Source organism: Ralstonia sp. 24A2 (assembly GCF_051783885.1).
Lineage (GTDB): Bacteria > Pseudomonadota > Gammaproteobacteria > Burkholderiales > Burkholderiaceae > Ralstonia.
Genome location: NZ_JBPVZD010000001.1, coordinates 302,084 through 317,662 on the forward strand (window position 1 = coordinate 302,084; position 15,579 = coordinate 317,662).

Below are 15,579 nucleotides of genomic sequence, written 5' to 3' on the forward strand. Positions count from 1 at the left end.
CCCATGCCCTTCTTGCCCGAACCCCTGTTCCAGCACGGCCAGCCCGATCGCACGGCGATCCTGCTGGTCAACCTTGGCACGCCGGACGGCACCTCGCCGCGCGAGGTCGGCCGCTACCTGCGCCAGTTCCTGTCCGACCCGCGCGTGGTGGAGATTCCGCGCGCCGCGTGGTGGTTCATCCTCAACGTGCTGATCCTGCCGCTGCGCTCGCGGGCGTCGGCGCACAAGTACGAAAGCATCTGGTTGCGCGAGGCGAACATGACGGGCTCGCCGCTGCTCGTCTACAGCGAGCGCCAAGCGCATGCGCTGCAGCAGTTGCTGAACGCACAAGGCCACGATGTGGTGGTCGCTTGCGCCATGCGCTACGGCAATCCGTCGATCCCCTCCGTCATGCAGGCGCTGCGCAAGCAAGGTGTGGAGCGCATCCTCGTGCTGCCGATGTATCCGCAGTATTCCGGCACCACTACCGCCACAGCCTTCGACGAAGTCTTCCGTGTGCTGGGCGAGATGCGCAATCAGCCGGAACTGCGGCTGGTCAAGCATTTCCATGATGACCCGGCCTATATCAACGCGCTGCACCAGCAGGTGGGTGCGTTCTGGGCGCAGCACGGCGCACCGGATTTTGCGCGCGGCGACAAGCTGCTGCTGTCGTTCCATGGCGTGCCGCGCCGGACGCTGGAGCTGGGTGATCCGTACCACTGCGAGTGCCTGAAGACTGGCCGCCTGCTGGGCGAGGCGCTGGGTCTGCAGCCGGGGCAGTATCTTGTCACGTTCCAGTCCCGCTTTGGCCGTGCTGAATGGCTGCAGCCGTACACCGCGCCCACGCTGGAAGAACTCGGCCGCGTTGGCACCAACCGCGTCGACGTGTTTTGCCCCGGCTTCCCGGCGGATTGCCTTGAGACGCTGGAAGAGATCGCCATGGAAGGGCTGTCCACCTTCCGCGTCGCCGGCGGCAAGGACTTCCACTACATTCCCTGCCTGAACGACAACGAGGCGTGGATTGCCGGTATTGCCGACATTGCGCTGGCCCATCTGCAGGGCTGGCCGCTCACGCTCACGCATCCGCACGTGCTCGAAGCCAGCCGCACGCGTGCACAGAGCAAGGGTGCCGCCGCATGAAAGTGAGCACCGACCCGGCAGACCGCGTCCGCATCGACAAATGGCTGTGGGCGGCGCGCTTCTTCAAGACGCGCTCACAAGCGACCGACGCCGTGGAGCGCGGCCGCGTGCAGATCAACGACCAGCCGGTCCGCCCTGCCAAAGACGTGAAGATTGGTGACCGCGTGCGGGTGCACGCGCATGAGCAGCAGTGGGAAGTGCAGGTGATGGCGTTGGCCGAACTGCGCGGCCCCGCCTCGGTTGCGCAAACACTCTACGCCGAGACGGATGCGAGTCGCTTAAAACGCGAGGAAAACGCCGATAGACGCCGGCTGTATCAGGAACCCGCTGTGCAGATCGCCGGCCGTCCTACCAAGCGTGATCGGCGTCGCATCGATAAACTGGGCGATTGAAGAGGCACAACACGAGAGTGTGTGCTAACTTGAAAAACTCAGGCCGCGCGACAACTGCTGCATCTGCGCCGGTTTGCTGATGTAGTGCTTGAAGATGGCCTTGCCGCTGCCGTACTCCGTATAACGCGGTGTGACGGCGCCAGACAGGCAAATGAACGTTGTCGCTGCGGTCAGGGTCAACAGCAGGAGCAAGGTGAATACTGGCAGCTTGTTGTGCATGGTACGAACCCTCAAAGAAGCTCGCGCCCCCCAGATTTTTCTTGCATCATAGGCGGCCAACTGAGGCATCGCAATTGCCGTGCCGTTGCAGTCAGATGAAACTTGTAACGCGATATTTCGTGATGCACGGCGCACAGTTGCCGTGCACCCTGCGCCCTTGAAAGGCGCGCCAAATGCCCCATATCGGGGAGAAATTGTTTGTGAAAATCCAGTGGATTGGCGTGCGGCACGTGTTGTGCGTCGATCCCTTTATCCAGCGCTATGAAACACACTTCGGAAACTCCCTCGACCCCGGACACGCAAGCCGCCCAGCCGACGCAATCCGCCGCTGCCGGCCAGGCTGCCAACGCTTATTCGAGCCAGGCCCAGCGTGCCAGCGCCGACGCCCAAGCCGTTGCCGGTGACGAAGCCGCCGTGGCGGAAGCCGTGGCCGACGCGGACATCACCGAACTGCGCCGCCAACTGGAAGCCGCCGAGGAAAAGGCGCGCCAGAACTACGAAAACTGGGCACGCGCCACCGCTGAAGGCGAAAACATCCGCCGCCGCGGTCAGGATGATGTGGCCAAGGCACACAAGTTCGCCATCGAAGGCTTTGCCGAGTACCTGCTGCCCGTGATGGATAGCCTGCAGGCCGCACTGGCTGACACGTCGGGCGACGTCGCCAAGCAGCGTGAGGGCATTGAACTTACGCTCAAGCAGCTCTATGCCGCTTTCGAAAAGGGCCGCGTGACCGAGCTGAACCCGGTGGGCGAAAAGTTCGATCCGCATCGCCACCAGGCGATTTCGATGGTGCCGGCCGATCAGGAGCCCAACACCGTGGTGACGGTGCTCCAGCGTGGCTACACCCTGGCCGACCGCGTGCTGCGCCCGGCCCTGGTGACGGTGGCCGCGCCCAAGTAAGCCAACGCTTTCCATGATCCAGAACACCACCACTTCGCACGCAGCGCGCGCCGCAATCCCGGTCGACACGACTGCGTTTGCGGCGCTCGGCATGCGCGAGGTGAATGGCGAGACCATCGACGCGGCCATTGCGGCTGCGGGCGATGCGCTCGTCTGCGTGTTCTTCTGGGGCGAGGACTGCTTTCATTGCGAGATGGCCAAGCGGGCTATGCTCGCGCAGCCGGGGTCCGTGCGCGAACTCGGGCTGCACTGGCTGCATGCCAACGTCTACGAGCATCCGGAGCTGGGCCTGCGCTTTGGCCTGCACGGCGTTCCCGCGTTCATGTTCTTCCATCGTGGCAAGAAGCTTGGCCGGGCGACCGGCTGGCATGGCCACGCGCAGTTTGCTGCCGCCGTTGCCAATGCGCGCAACAAGCTGGCTGGCAAGCCGCTCGTCTGAGGCACCGTCCACCATGACGTCGATGCCGATGGCTGCGGCCTTCCTGATCGCTTCGTCTTCCCGTGCCCTGCGCCCGAAGCGCGTGGCACGTACCCTGCCGCGCGCCGCTCAGGCGATGACCGCGGCCCTTGCCGCCGCCCGGCGGTTGTCCTAGTGCCCTAGCGGCACGTCGCCGCCGGGCCCACCCCCACACCTACAGTTCGGTATCACCGCTGGCCGGCGTTTGCGCCCGCCGCTTTTCTTGCCAATGCCCAAGGCTGTCATGCCATCGGCGGCGGCTTCACCTAGTGTTCAAGACAATTCCGTAGGAGATCGCCATGTCCGCAGCCGTCATCTACCTGACCGAGCTCGACCTCACCCGCCTGGAAAACGCCGCCGCCCGCGCTGGCAGCAACTCGCCACTGGCCGAACTCGTCGATGACCTCATCGCCCGTGCCAATGTGGTGCCGGGCAACAAGATTCCTGCCAACGTGGTGACGATGAATTCGGTGGTGCGCGTGGTGGATGACGCCGGCGCAGAGCAGGAGTGGACGCTGGTGTACCCGGAAGAGGCCAACGTGGCGTCGGCCAAGCTGTCGGTACTCTCGCCGATGGGGGCGGCGCTGCTGGGTCAGCGCGAAGGCAAGTCGGTCAAGTACACCGCGCCCAATGGTGCCAAGCATGCGCTGCGCATCGAGCGCGTCGCCTTTCAGCCTGAGGCGAGCGGCCAGCACACGCTGTAACGCGGCAGAGGTGCTCTAAAACCCGCTCATGCTCCGTCGCGAGCGGGTGCTTAACGCGAGAGGCTGTATCCGACGCGCAACTGCGAGCCCAGCTTGTGGTTGTAGTCGAGCAGGCTCTCGCCGTAGCCGGTGAAGTACTGGATGAACAGGTAACCGGCCGTGCCGGTGAAGATCCGGCTCATCGGGTAGGTGAGCTGTGCATCCACGCTGCCATAGCCCTTGCGTGTGCCCTTGCGCAGCGTGGCGGCCAGCTCCCAGCCGTTGGGCGCGCCGTACGACACGCGGAAATCTCCAAAGCCGCGGTAGTTCGCGATGTCGGTGTTGCCGGTGCGTGTGAGGTAGGCGTACAGCTTGGGTTCGAATTTCCAGTGGTAGTCGGTCAGAGCACCGAAATGGAAGGTCGGCCGCACGAACACGGTGTTGATGGCGCGCGAGGCGTCGCCGTCACGGCCATTCGATTCGTGCTCGATACCGCCGGCGAACGACAGGCGCGCAAGTACGCCGCCCTGGATGCCCGTGTCCGGCCGGTAATAGAACACGCTCGGCCGGTAGTTCGTATCGCGGAACGGCGCCGATTCCTTGCCCAGATCCCACAACGAAAACTGCGTGTAGCCGAAGTACAGGTTGTCGAGCAACGCGGTCGACGCCGGGTTCTCCGGCTGGAAGATGCGGAACTTGAAGCTCAACTGGAACTTCATGTTCAGGCCTTCGTGCGCGCCCAGGGCCGCGAACATCGGTTCGTGGAAGGTCAGGCGGGCAGTTTCTTCCGGCGGGCGGGGCGCTTCGCCAGCACCGGCGACCGTCACGGTAGTGGGTGAGGAGGCGTTGGCGCCGCTTGTGATTGCGCTCGGGTTGGTGCCCAGTGCGCCGCCTGGGCGCGTAGCGTCTGCGGCGGCATTGCGGGCCGCGCCGGCCGGTGCGCCTTCCGCGGCAATCTGCGGAGCGTCTGCGCCGCGTACGAGTGTCACCAGCACGGGGGCAGCATCCAGTTCCGGCACGTCGATGCGGACCGCGCCGCGCAGCACCTCGGGCAGCGTGCCGCTGTAAGTGATGGTTCTGACCTGGCCCGGGCGCAGGTGGAGCGTTTCCGAGCCCGCGTTATGTCGATCCAGCGTCACTTCAACCGGTCCCTGCAGATCGGCAGTGGCCGTCACACGGAGCCTGGCAGGCACGGTATAGCTGCGCTGGGTGGCGTCGCCCGAGATGACGAGCGTGAGCGTGAACGATTGGGTGGCGTCGACGCGGCGCGCGGGCTGGAGCAGGGCGACGGCAGCATTGGCGGAAGGCGCGGCGCAGGCAGCAAGTACGGCTGCGCCCAGAACGGATCGGAGCAGAGACAAACGCATCGGGGGGGGCGATTGGCCGGGGTGAAGCGCCCGGCGAGTAGCAATGCGCCCAAGGGTACCATCGCGACCTTTTCGCTCCCGTTTGCCGCGCTTTAGGCGTCGCAAACGCTTGGTTTATGTCCCGGACGGCATGTTTTCGGGTGCTTTCCCGAGAAAAACCGGCCAAAATGCTCAACTTTTCAAAATTCGGCCTTGAAAAGCCGGACGGCACTCCCACATCCGATGCAAGTTTGTATTCAGTGCAGTCCTGACACCAAATTCGAGGAGTAAGACCATGGGCAAAATCATCGGTATCGACCTGGGTACCACCAACAGCTGCGTCTCCATCATGGAGGGCAACACCCCCAAGGTGATCGAAAACGCCGAAGGCGCACGCACCACCCCGTCGATCATCGCCTACATGGAAGACGGCGAGATCCTGGTCGGCGCCCCGGCCAAGCGCCAGGCCGTCACCAACCCGAAGAACACGCTGTACGCAGTCAAGCGCCTGATCGGCCGCAAGTTTGAAGAGAAGGAAGTCCAGAAGGACATCGGCCTGATGCCGTACACCATCACCAAGGCCGACAACGGCGACGCCTGGGTGGAAGTGCGCGGCCAGAAGCTGGCCCCGCCGCAAATTTCGGCGGAAACCCTGCGCAAGATGAAGAAGACCGCCGAGGACTACCTGGGCGAGGAAGTGACCGAAGCCGTGATCACGGTGCCGGCCTACTTCAACGATTCGCAGCGCCAAGCCACGAAGGACGCTGGCCGCATCGCCGGTCTGGACGTCAAGCGCATCATCAACGAGCCGACTGCGGCTGCGCTGGCCTTCGGCCTGGACAAGAACGAAAAGGGCGATCGCAAGATCGCCGTGTATGACCTCGGCGGCGGTACGTTCGACATCTCGATCATCGAGATTGCCGACGTGGACGGCGAGAAGCAGTTCGAAGTGCTGTCGACCAACGGCGATACGTTCCTGGGCGGCGAAGACTTCGACCAGCGCATCATCGATTACATCATCGGCGAGTTCAAGAAAGAGCAGGGCGTTGATCTGTCGAAGGATGTGCTCGCGCTGCAACGCCTGAAGGAAGCTGCGGAAAAGGCCAAGATCGAGCTGTCGAGCACGCAGCAGACCGAGATCAACCTGCCGTACATCACGGCGGATGCCTCGGGCCCGAAGCACTTGAACCTGAAGATCACGCGCGCCAAGCTCGAAGCGCTGGTCGAAGACCTGATCGCCCGTACGATCGATCCGTGCCGCACCGCCATCAAGGATGCCGGCGTGAAGGTGTCGGACATCCATGACGTGATCCTGGTCGGCGGTATGACCCGTATGCCGAAGGTGCAGGAGAAGGTGAAGGAGTTCTTCGGCAAGGAAGCGCGCAAGGACGTGAACCCGGACGAGGCCGTTGCCGTGGGCGCTGCCATCCAGGGTCAGGTGCTGGGCGGTGACCGTACCGACGTGCTGCTGCTGGACGTGACGCCGCTGTCGCTGGGCATCGAAACGCTGGGTGGCGTGATGACCAAGATGATTGGCAAGAACACGACCATCCCCACCAAGTTCTCGCAGACCTTCTCGACCGCGGACGACAACCAACCGGCCGTGACGATCAAGGTCTACCAGGGCGAGCGCGAGATGGCTTCCGGCAACAAGATGCTGGGCGAATTCAACCTGGAAGGCATTCCGCCGGCACCGCGCGGCACGCCGCAGATTGAAGTGTCGTTCGACATCGACGCCAACGGCATCCTGCATGTGGGCGCCAAGGATAAGGCGACCGGCAAGGAAAACAAGATCACGATCAAGGCAAGCTCCGGCCTGTCGGAAGCCGAGATCGAGCGCATGGTGAAGGACGCCGAGGCCAACGCCGAGGAAGACAAGAAGCTGCGCGAACTGGTCGACTCCCGTAACCAGGGTGAAGCGCTGGTGCACTCGACCAAGAAGGCACTGGGCGAGTACGGCGACAAGCTGGAAGCCGGCGAGAAGGACAAGATCGAAGCTGCGATCAAGGAACTGGAAGAAGCCCTCAAGGGCACTGACAAGGCCGCGATCGACGCCAAGACCGAAGCGCTGGCAACCGCCTCGCAGAAGCTGGGCGAGAAGGTCTACGCCGACATGCAGGCCAAGGGCGAAGCGGGCGGTGCTGAACAAGCCGCTGGTGCCCAGGCAGGTGGCGCGCATGCTGGGCAAGGTGCTCCGCACGACGATAACGTCGTCGACGCCGAGTTCAAGGAAGTGAACGACAAGAAGTAAGCCCCGAGTCCGCTGCGGCGGACTTGAGGTCTCGCCGGGCGGTGGTTATCGGAGTGCGGATTTCGCCACCGATACCACGCTCGGCTTTTTTGCTATTCGACCAAGCAGTAAGAACAAGCGAATTGACGAGCCACCATGGCAAAACGTGATTACTACGAAGTGCTCGGGGTGGGCAAAAACGCGAGCGACGACGAGATCAAGAAGGCCTATCGCAAGCTCGCGATGAAGTACCACCCGGACCGCAATCCGGACAGCAAGGAAGCGGAAGAGAAGTTCAAGGAGGCCAAAGAGGCCTACGAGATGCTCTCCGAACCCGAGAAGAAAGCCGCGTATGACCAGTACGGCCATGCCGGTGTTGATCCCAACGCTGGCTTTGGTGCGGGCGGTGCTGGCTTTGGCGGCGGCTTTGCCGAAGCCTTTGGCGACATCTTTGGCGACATCTTCGGCCAGGCACAGGGCCAGGGTGGCCGTCGTGGCGGCGGCCCGCAGATGTATCGCGGCGCTGATCTGCGCTACAGCATGGAGATCACGCTGGAGCAGGCCGCGCACGGCTATGACACGCAGATCCGCGTGCCGCACTGGGACGAGTGCGACCACTGTCACGGCAAGGGCGCCGAGCCGGGCTCGAGCGTGGAAACCTGCCCGACCTGCCATGGCGCCGGCCAAGTGCGCGTGTCGCAGGGCTTCTTCACGATGCAGCAGACTTGCCCGAAGTGCCACGGTAGCGGCAAGTACATCCCCAAGCCGTGTACCAAGTGCCACGGCCAGGGCAAGCTGAAGAGCCAGAAGACGCTGGAAGTGAAGATTCCGGCCGGCATCGACGAAGGCATGCGCATCCGCTCGTCGGGCAATGGCGAGCCGGGCATCAACGGCGGCCCCCCGGGCGACCTGTATGTGGAAATCCACATCAAGCAGCACCCGGTGTTCGAACGCGATGGTGATGATCTGCACTGCCAGATGCCGATCTCGTTTGCGACGGCAGCCATCGGTGGCGACATCGAAGTGCCGACGCTGGGCGGTCGCGTCGCGTTTCCGGTGCCGGAAGGCACGCAGGCTGGTAAGACGTTCCGCCTGCGGGGTAAGGGCATCAAGGGCGTGCGCTCGGGCTATGCGGGCGATCTCTATGTGCACATCAACATCGAGACGCCGGTCAAGCTGACCGAACACCAGAAGGACCTGCTTAAGCAGTTCGACAAGTCCGTGCACGAAGGCGGCTCGCGGCACAGCCCGCAAGAGCAAACGTGGATGGATAAGGTGAAGAACTTCTTCTCGTCTTAAGCACAGCGTTACCGCAGTAGATTCGGGGGACATCGTCATGCAGTTGCCGCAAGCCGGCGCGCCGTTCGCGCTGCTGGACGATGCCACCTCGGGCGGCGCACCGTGCTCGCGCTGGTACACCGGTTATGCCGGCGAGTTTTTCCGGCCGGCTGGCGTACTGGATGGTCTGGATGGCGATCTTCGTGCTGCATGGCGCGAGGGGTTGCATGCGCTGGTCATCGCGCCGTACGAGTTTGGTGGGCCGCTGGTCGGCTCGCCCACTTTCATCGAAGTTTCTTCCGCATTGCCTGGCCATGACGGCCGTCTGCGCGTGCTGCTGTTCCGCTCGCTGCAGGTGCTGTCGCCGGCCGAGGTTGACGCGCTGTTCGGCGCGTGGCCTGAGGCGACGGGCGCAGCCGGCATGTTCGACTGCGCTGCCAGCGTTGATCACACCACCTACACCCACGCCATTGACCGCATCCACGACTGGATCGCGGCGGGCGACACCTACGAAGTCAATTACACCTATCGCCTGCGCATGACGGCGTTTGGTGCGCCGGCTGCGTTGTATCGCCGCCTGCGTGCGCGCCAACCAGTGCCGTACGGCGCGTTCATCGGGCTGCCGGAGGGCGGGGCGATCCTATCGTGCTCGCCGGAGTTGTTTTTCTCGCACCATGCGGGCCAACTCGTTGCGCGGCCGATGAAGGGCACGGCACCTGCCACGGGCGACGCCGAAGTTGACGCGACCCGTGCCATCGCGTTGGCCGCCGACGAGAAGAACCGCGCCGAAAACCTGATGATCGTCGACCTGCTGCGCAATGATCTGGGCCGCCTCGCGCGCCCCGGCTCGGTGCGTGTGCCGGCGTTGTTCGAGGTGACGCCGTTCGGCAGCGTGCTGCAGATGACTTCCACCGTGGAGGCGGAGATTCCGCCTGCAACCGGCCTCGCCGATTGCCTGCGCGCGCTGTTCCCGTGTGGCTCGATTACCGGCGCCCCCAAACGGCGGACGATGGAAATCATCGATGCACTGGAGCCCGAGCCGCGTGGGCTCTATACCGGCGCCATCGGCTGGATCGATGCGCCTGCCGATGACCGCGCGATGGGCGATGCATGCTTCTCGGTGGCGATCCGCACGCTGGTACTGAGTGCGCCCGGCAGCGATGGCCTGCGAAAAGGCGAACTCGGTATCGGCTCGGGCATCGTGCACGACAGCATCGCCGATGAGGAATACGCCGAGTGCCAGTTGAAGGCGCGTTTTGTGACTGCCCTCGATGCGGGTTTGTCGCTGTTCGAGACGATGCGCGCGACGCACGATGGCGTGCCGCTGCTGGATCGGCATCTGGCGCGGCTCGGGCGTTCGGCGCAGGCGTTTGGGTTTCCGTTGGATCGTGCCGCGCTGGCAGGTGAGGTGGCGCGTGTGTGCGCGTCGCTGGCGCCTGAGGGCGCGTACCGCATGCGTTTGTCGCTTGCACCCAATGGCACGGCGAACGTGACGGCGGCAACGCTGTCACCGCTGCCTGCGACTTGGGATGCGCCGGCGCGCTTGCTGGTCGCATCGCAAACACGCGAGGCCGCACACAGTCTGCCTTCCCATAAGACCAGTCTGCGCGCCGACTACGACGCCGCCTGGCAGGCCGCCGAGCGCGAGGGCGCATTCGATACGGTGTTCTTCAACGCGGACGGCACATTGGCCGAAGGCGGTCGCACCACGGTGCTGGTCAAGCTGGATGGCGCGTGGTGGACGCCGCCGCTGTCAGCGGGTGTGCTGCCGGGTGTGATGCGAGCCGCCCTGCTGGAAGACGCAACGCCTTGGCTGGGCGCTCCGCTGCGGGAGCGTGTGCTGACGCGCGCCGACGTTGCCCGCGCCGAGGCCGTCGCCGTGTGCAACGCCCTACGTGGTGTGGTGCCCGCGTATTTCGAGCCGCCCCTGGCCGTCGACGCTCTCTAGTTTCCAGCGCGCCACGCCGGGTAGGTTGATGAGCTCGCGGTCGTGGCACACCATCAGCAGCGCGCGGCCTTCTGCGGCCAACTCGCCCACCAGCGCAATGACCTGTTCGCGCGCGGTGCCATCCAGGTTCGACGTTGGTTCATCAAGCAGCAGCACATCTGTGCGCAGCGCGCGCGCGCGGGCTAGCGCCAGGCGCTGCGTCTCGCCGCCGGACAGGCGTTCGGGCGGCACATCCACCACGTGTTGCAGTCCAGCCCAGCAGATGGCCTCGTCGATACGATCCGCCAGATCGGCACGCGGTACACGATGCGCACCGGTGGTCAGCCCATAGCCGAGATTGGCTCGCACAGATGTACGGAACAGATACGGATGCTGGTGCACATACGTGAGCCGCGTACGCAGATCGGCCGGGTAGGGCGACAGCGGTTGCGGTCCACGGCCCAGGTCGACCGTCGCACCATTGGCCGGTGCGAGCCCCGCCAGCATGCGTAGCAGCGTTGTCTTGCCGACGCCATTGGCGCCCGTGATGACAATCGCATTGCCTGCTGACAATGCCAGGCGCGGGATGTCGAACAGCATGCGCGTGCCGTGCTGGCAACGCAGGTGTTCGAACACCATCATCGGTTGCGAGGGCGTGCTCACGTTGCTTCCCGCCGATAACTACCGGCGCCCTGCAGCCACGCCAGCACGAGGTTGACGAGCAGCGCCAGCGCGATCAGCACGATGCCCAGCGCAATGCCCTGCGCAAACTCGCCTTTGCTGGTTTCCAACGCAATCGCCGTAGTCATGGTGCGCGTGATGCCCTCGATGTTGCCCCCGACCATCAGCGCAGAGCCGACCTCCGCAATCACGCGGCCGAAACCCGCCACCACGGCCGCTATCAGGCCGAAGCGGAGTTCACGAAACACCGTCAGCAGCAGGCGCACACGTCCGGCACCGAGCACGCGCGCCGTTTCGGTCAAGCGTGGATCAGCCCGTTCGAGTGTTGTCAGCGCAAAGGCAACGATGACTGGCAGCCCGAGCACCGCTTGCCCGAGGATCATCCCGCCCTGCGTGAACAGCAGCCCGAAACCCCCGAGCGGCCCTTGGCGCGAGAGCAGCAGATACAGCAGCAGCCCGATCAGCACCGTCGGAAACGACAGTGAGGCCTGCGCCAGCACCACCAGTGCGCGACGCCCAGCAAAGCGGTGCATGGCGATGGCGTAGGCGATGAGCAGCCCCGGTGGCGCCGCCAGCAACAACCCGGCAATCGCCACCTTCAACGATACCCAGACGATCGTCCACAACGCTGCATCGCCGCTGGCGAGCAGGGCGAACGCGTCGACGGTGGCCGACCAGATTTCCATGCAGGCGCTGCTTAGGCGAAGGTGTGTTCCGGGCCCGGGAAGGTGCCGTCCTTGACGGCAGCCACGTAGGCAGCGACCGCACCGTCGATGGTGGTCTGCCCATCCATGAAGTTGCGTACGAACTTGGGCCGGTGGCCAGGGAACACGCCCAGCATGTCGTGCATGACGAGTACCTGGCCCGAACACTCCAGCCCCGCACCGATACCGATGGTCGGGACTTTCAGCAGGCGGGTGACCTCGCCGGCCAGCGCGGCGGGCACGGCTTCCATGAGGACCATCTGTGCGCCTGCATCCTGTACGGCCAGCGCATCGGCCTTGAGCTGCGCCGCGGCCTCGTCTCCACGCCCCTGCACCTTGAAGCCGCCGAAGGCGTGCACCGACTGCGGTGTCAAGCCGATATGCGCGCACACCGGAATGCTGCGCTCGATCAGGAACTTGATCGTCGGCGCCAGCCACACACCGCCTTCGAGCTTGACCATCTGCGCACCGGCCTGCATCACGCGCACAGCGCTGTGGAAGGCTTGTTCGGGCGTGCCGTAGGTGCCGAAAGGCAGGTCCGACATCAGCAACGCCTTATCGATGCCGCGCGACACGCATTCGGTGTGATAGACGATGTGCTCGAGCGTGACCGGCAGCGTGGTCTTCTGGCCCTGCATCACGTTGCCGAGCGAATCACCCACCAGCAGCACGTCAGCGCCGTTGCGGTCCATCAGGGCGGCGAAGCTGGCGTCGTAGGCCGTCAGCATGGCGATGCGATCGCCGGCGGCACGCATGGCCTGCAGCGACGTCACCGTGACGGCCTTGCGATTCGATTCCTGGAGATAGCTCATGGACTGGGATCCAGTTGGTCGTCGCGACCATCCAGGACAGACCGCGTGAGGGTCTGCTACCGGGTCGCGAGCTTGATGAATTCCTTGGGACCGCGCATCGCGTCGATGCGGGCAAGCAAGGTGCGGAAATCGTCGTCGTTGCCTGCGGGGTCGAAGGCAGCGGTGTCGACGATCAGCGTCGGTGCGGCATCGTAATACAGAAACAGCTCGCCGTACGCGGCGCAGATGCGTTCCAGGTAGTCGGCATCAATGCCCGTTTCGTAAGGAACGGCGCGCTTGGCGATGCGCGGCAGCAGATCTTCGGCGCGTGCCTGCAGGCAGATCACGAGGTCGATGCGTTGCTGGGGCAGTGCCAGTGCTTTTGCCATGGCATCGTACAGCGCAAGCTCATCAGCCGGCAGCGTGAGCTGAGCGAACAGGCGATCGCGCGGCAGGAAGCTGTCGGCCACGATGCGCTCACCCGTGAGCGTGGCCTCCTGCCACGCGGCGAGCCGCTCCGCACGCTGCAGCAGGAAGCGCAACTGCACCGGCAGCGCATAGCGCGCGGGCTCGGCGTAGAAGCGGGCGAGGAAAGGGTTTTCGGCAGGCGTCTCGAACAGCGTGGCCGCACGCAGGTGGTCGGCCAAGCGTTGGGCCAGCGCGGTCTTGCCCACGCCAATGGGCCCTTCAACGACGATGCGGCGCAGATGATCAAGTGCCATCAGGCGGTGATGCGGAATTCAGAGTTAGGCAGCGGGCTGCTTGGCGCGCATGCATTGGCACATCGTGGTCTTCTCGATGCGCTGGTCGGCCACACCGGGCAGCAGGTCAGCCACCGCACCGATGCCCGGGATCACGAGACCAGGCGCCAGTTCATGCAGCGGCAGCAGCGTAAAGGCGCGCTGGCCTACACGCGGGTGCGGTACGGTTAGTTCGGGCGAGGTGAGGACGTGGTCGCCGTAGAGCAGCAGGTCCAGGTCCAGTGTGCGTGGCGCGTTGCGGAACGGGCGCTCGCGGCCGAACTGATCTTCAATGTGGTGACAGATGCGGAGCAGTTGCCCCGCCGTGAAATGCGTATCGAGGCGCACCACGGCATTGATGTAGTCGTCGCCGCTGGCATCGACTGGCGCGCTACGGTACAGGCTCGATTTGCCGGTGATGGTGATACCGACCTGCTGCGCAAGGCAGACCACGGCGTCTTTCACAGCCTGGCGAGCGTCGCCCAGGTTGGCGCCGATGCCGATGTACGCCACTGTCTTCACGTTTCCTCCGAACCTTCCGGACTTACGCGCTCGACTGTATCCGATTTTGCCGGACCGCGTCGGCGGCGACGGCGCTTGGCTGGCCCCGTGGAATTGCCACTATTTGCACCACCGACGCCTGCTCCGCCGCTCGGCGCGCGCTTGGCCTGGGTCATGAGGGCATCGCGGGCTTCGCCGTCGCCGTTCTGGAAGTCGGTCCACCAATCAGCGAGTTCCTGCGGCAGTTCGCCCGAGGCGCAGCGCAGGACGAGGAAGTCATACCCCGCGCGGAAACGCGGCGATTCCAGCAGGCGATAGGGCATGCGGCCCGAGCGCTTCTCAAAGCGCGGCTGCATGCTCCAGATTTCCTTCATGTCGGACGTGAAGCGGCGCTGGATGGCGAGCTGCTCGGTCTGGCGGTCGAGCACTTCGTCCATGGCGGTGTGCAGCGCGGGGATCAGCGGCTCGCCGGCCGAGCGCCGACGGTTCCAGTGCTCGACCACGTGGTGCCACAGCAGCGAGGCAAACAGGAAGCCCGGCGAGACCGGCTTGCCGGCCTTGACGCGCTCGTCTGTGTTGTCGAGCGCGAGTTGCACGAAGCGCTGGCCCATCGGCTGCTCCAGCGCCACGTCCAGCAGCGGCAGCAGGCCACGGTGCAGGCCTGCCTTGCGCAGCTCCTGAAGCGATGCCCAGGCGTGGCCTGACATCAGCAGCTTGAGCATCTCGTCGAACAGGCGCGCGGCCGGCACGTTGTGGATCAACGGGCCCAGCTCGGCAATCGGCGCGCGCGTGTCGGGGTCGATGTCGAAGCCGGTCTTGGCCGCGAAGCGCACCACGCGCAGCATGCGCACCGGGTCTTCGCGGTAGCGGGTGAGCGGGTCGCCGATCATGCGCAGCGTGCGGGCGCGCATGTCTTCCATGCCGTGATGGTAGTCATGCACGGTTTCGTCGGCGGGGTTGTAGTACATCGCGTTGACGGTGAAGTCGCGGCGGGTGGCGTCTTCGGCCTGGGTGCCCCAGACGTTGTCGCGCAGCACGCGGCCGCTGGCATCGACGGCGTGGGTGTGGTGGTCCAGATCGGTGCGCTTGACGCGCTTGCCGGCTGGCACCTGCTCGCTTTCCACGGCGTCAACCAGCGCACGGAAGGTCGAGACTTCAATGATTTCCTGATCGCGCCCGCCGTAGAACGTCACGTGCACGATCTGGAAGCGCCGGCCGATGATGCGTGAACGGCGGAACAGCGCCTGCACCTGTTCGGGCGTGGCGTTGGTGGCCACATCAAAGTCTTTCGGCTTGATGCCCAGCAGCAGGTCACGCACGGCGCCGCCGACGATGAAGGCGTCATAGCCCGCTTCCTGCAGCGTGGAGGTGACCTTGACCGCGTTGCGCGAAAGCAGCTTCGGATCGATGCCGTGCTCTTCCACATTCCACACGCGCGCCTGGCGCGGCACACCACCGGTGGATTTGCCACGCGCCTTGGCCGCTTTGGGCGCCCTGGGTGCGCGGGCCTTCTTGGCGGGAGGCGTTCCTGGCTCGACGGCCTGGGTGGTCGTTTCGGGTTCCGCGGTGGTCTTGCCCAGCAGGCGGTTGATGAGTTTCTTGATCACGCCG

Annotated in this window: 16 protein-coding genes; 8 read left to right on the top strand and 8 right to left on the bottom strand. The window is 64.8% G+C overall.

Going from position 1 to position 15,579, the window contains the following annotated elements; genetic code table 11:
* Window positions 1–3: 3 nt before the first annotated feature.
* Together hemH and ACS13N_RS01320 are read left to right on the top strand one after the other, a co-directional pair.
* The gene (hemH, locus tag ACS13N_RS01315) at window positions 4–1,119 is read left to right on the top strand and encodes a ferrochelatase (RefSeq protein ID WP_438929999.1); all 1,116 of its coding nucleotides are present in this window, start codon (window positions 4–6) and stop codon (window positions 1,117–1,119) included.
* The gene (locus ACS13N_RS01320; RefSeq protein WP_438930000.1) at window positions 1,116–1,511 is read left to right on the top strand and encodes an RNA-binding S4 domain-containing protein; all 396 of its coding nucleotides are present in this window, start codon (window positions 1,116–1,118) and stop codon (window positions 1,509–1,511) included. The genes hemH and ACS13N_RS01320 overlap by 4 nt, the downstream gene beginning before the upstream one ends.
* A gap of 24 nt (window positions 1,512–1,535) precedes the next feature.
* Here ACS13N_RS01320 and ACS13N_RS01325 read toward each other — a convergent pair whose 3' ends face one another.
* Window positions 1,536–1,730, bottom strand: a complete 195-nt coding sequence (locus ACS13N_RS01325; RefSeq protein WP_438930001.1) for a hypothetical protein — start codon at window positions 1,728–1,730, stop codon at window positions 1,536–1,538.
* A 261-nt stretch (window positions 1,731–1,991) separates the two neighbouring features.
* On the opposite strand from ACS13N_RS01325, the gene grpE reads away from it, so the two are divergent.
* From grpE to rnk, 3 genes are all read left to right on the top strand, one after another.
* On the top strand, window positions 1,992–2,630 hold the full coding sequence (gene grpE / locus ACS13N_RS01330; RefSeq protein ID WP_438930002.1) for a nucleotide exchange factor GrpE: 639 nt from the start codon (window positions 1,992–1,994) through the stop codon (window positions 2,628–2,630).
* Window positions 2,631–2,643: 13 nt separating this feature from the next.
* Window positions 2,644–3,069 carry a thioredoxin family protein gene (locus tag ACS13N_RS01335; protein ID WP_438930003.1) on the top strand — a complete coding sequence of 142 codons (426 nt, stop codon included), beginning with the start codon at window positions 2,644–2,646 and terminating at the stop codon, window positions 3,067–3,069.
* Between the two features lie 317 nt (window positions 3,070–3,386).
* Entirely contained in the window at window positions 3,387–3,791 is a 405-nt protein-coding gene (gene rnk, locus ACS13N_RS01340) for a nucleoside diphosphate kinase regulator (RefSeq protein WP_438930004.1), read from the top strand.
* A gap of 50 nt (window positions 3,792–3,841) precedes the next feature.
* Here rnk and ACS13N_RS01345 read toward each other — a convergent pair whose 3' ends face one another.
* The gene (locus ACS13N_RS01345; RefSeq protein WP_438930005.1) at window positions 3,842–5,137 is read right to left on the bottom strand and encodes a phospholipase A; all 1,296 of its coding nucleotides are present in this window, start codon (window positions 5,135–5,137) and stop codon (window positions 3,842–3,844) included.
* 274 nt (window positions 5,138–5,411) lie between these two features.
* On the opposite strand from ACS13N_RS01345, the gene dnaK reads away from it, so the two are divergent.
* The 3 genes from dnaK (at window position 5,412) to ACS13N_RS01360 (ending at window position 10,572) form a co-directional block, all read left to right on the top strand.
* The gene (gene dnaK, locus ACS13N_RS01350) at window positions 5,412–7,367 is read left to right on the top strand and encodes a molecular chaperone DnaK (RefSeq protein ID WP_438930006.1); all 1,956 of its coding nucleotides are present in this window, start codon (window positions 5,412–5,414) and stop codon (window positions 7,365–7,367) included.
* Window positions 7,368–7,502: 135 nt separating this feature from the next.
* Window positions 7,503–8,645, top strand: a complete 1,143-nt coding sequence (dnaJ, locus tag ACS13N_RS01355) for a molecular chaperone DnaJ (protein ID WP_438930007.1) — start codon at window positions 7,503–7,505, stop codon at window positions 8,643–8,645.
* A 37-nt stretch (window positions 8,646–8,682) separates the two neighbouring features.
* Window positions 8,683–10,572 carry a chorismate-binding protein gene (locus ACS13N_RS01360; protein WP_438930008.1) on the top strand — a complete coding sequence of 630 codons (1,890 nt, stop codon included), beginning with the start codon at window positions 8,683–8,685 and terminating at the stop codon, window positions 10,570–10,572.
* Here the strand turns inward: ACS13N_RS01360 and ACS13N_RS01365 are convergent.
* From ACS13N_RS01365 to pcnB, 6 genes are read right to left on the bottom strand one after another with little or no spacing between them, the layout of a single operon-like run.
* Window positions 10,516–11,190 carry an ATP-binding cassette domain-containing protein gene (locus ACS13N_RS01365; RefSeq protein WP_438930586.1) on the bottom strand — a complete coding sequence of 225 codons (675 nt, stop codon included), beginning with the start codon at window positions 11,188–11,190 and terminating at the stop codon, window positions 10,516–10,518. The genes ACS13N_RS01360 and ACS13N_RS01365 overlap by 57 nt on opposite strands.
* 20 nt (window positions 11,191–11,210) lie before the next feature.
* The gene (locus ACS13N_RS01370; protein WP_438930009.1) at window positions 11,211–11,918 is read right to left on the bottom strand and encodes an ABC transporter permease; all 708 of its coding nucleotides are present in this window, start codon (window positions 11,916–11,918) and stop codon (window positions 11,211–11,213) included.
* An 11-nt stretch (window positions 11,919–11,929) separates the two neighbouring features.
* Window positions 11,930–12,748, bottom strand: coding sequence for a 3-methyl-2-oxobutanoate hydroxymethyltransferase (gene panB / locus ACS13N_RS01375; protein WP_438930010.1), 819 nt, complete (start codon window positions 12,746–12,748; stop codon window positions 11,930–11,932).
* 56 nt (window positions 12,749–12,804) lie between these two features.
* The gene (locus ACS13N_RS01380) at window positions 12,805–13,449 is read right to left on the bottom strand and encodes a deoxynucleoside kinase (protein WP_438930011.1); all 645 of its coding nucleotides are present in this window, start codon (window positions 13,447–13,449) and stop codon (window positions 12,805–12,807) included.
* Between the two features lie 24 nt (window positions 13,450–13,473).
* Entirely contained in the window at window positions 13,474–13,989 is a 516-nt protein-coding gene (gene folK / locus ACS13N_RS01385) for a 2-amino-4-hydroxy-6-hydroxymethyldihydropteridine diphosphokinase (RefSeq protein ID WP_438930012.1), read from the bottom strand.
* The gene (gene pcnB, locus ACS13N_RS01390; RefSeq protein WP_438930013.1) at window positions 13,986–15,575 is read right to left on the bottom strand and encodes a polynucleotide adenylyltransferase PcnB; all 1,590 of its coding nucleotides are present in this window, start codon (window positions 15,573–15,575) and stop codon (window positions 13,986–13,988) included. Before pcnB ends, folK begins: the two co-directional genes overlap by 4 nt.
* Window positions 15,576–15,579: the final 4 nt, after the last annotated feature.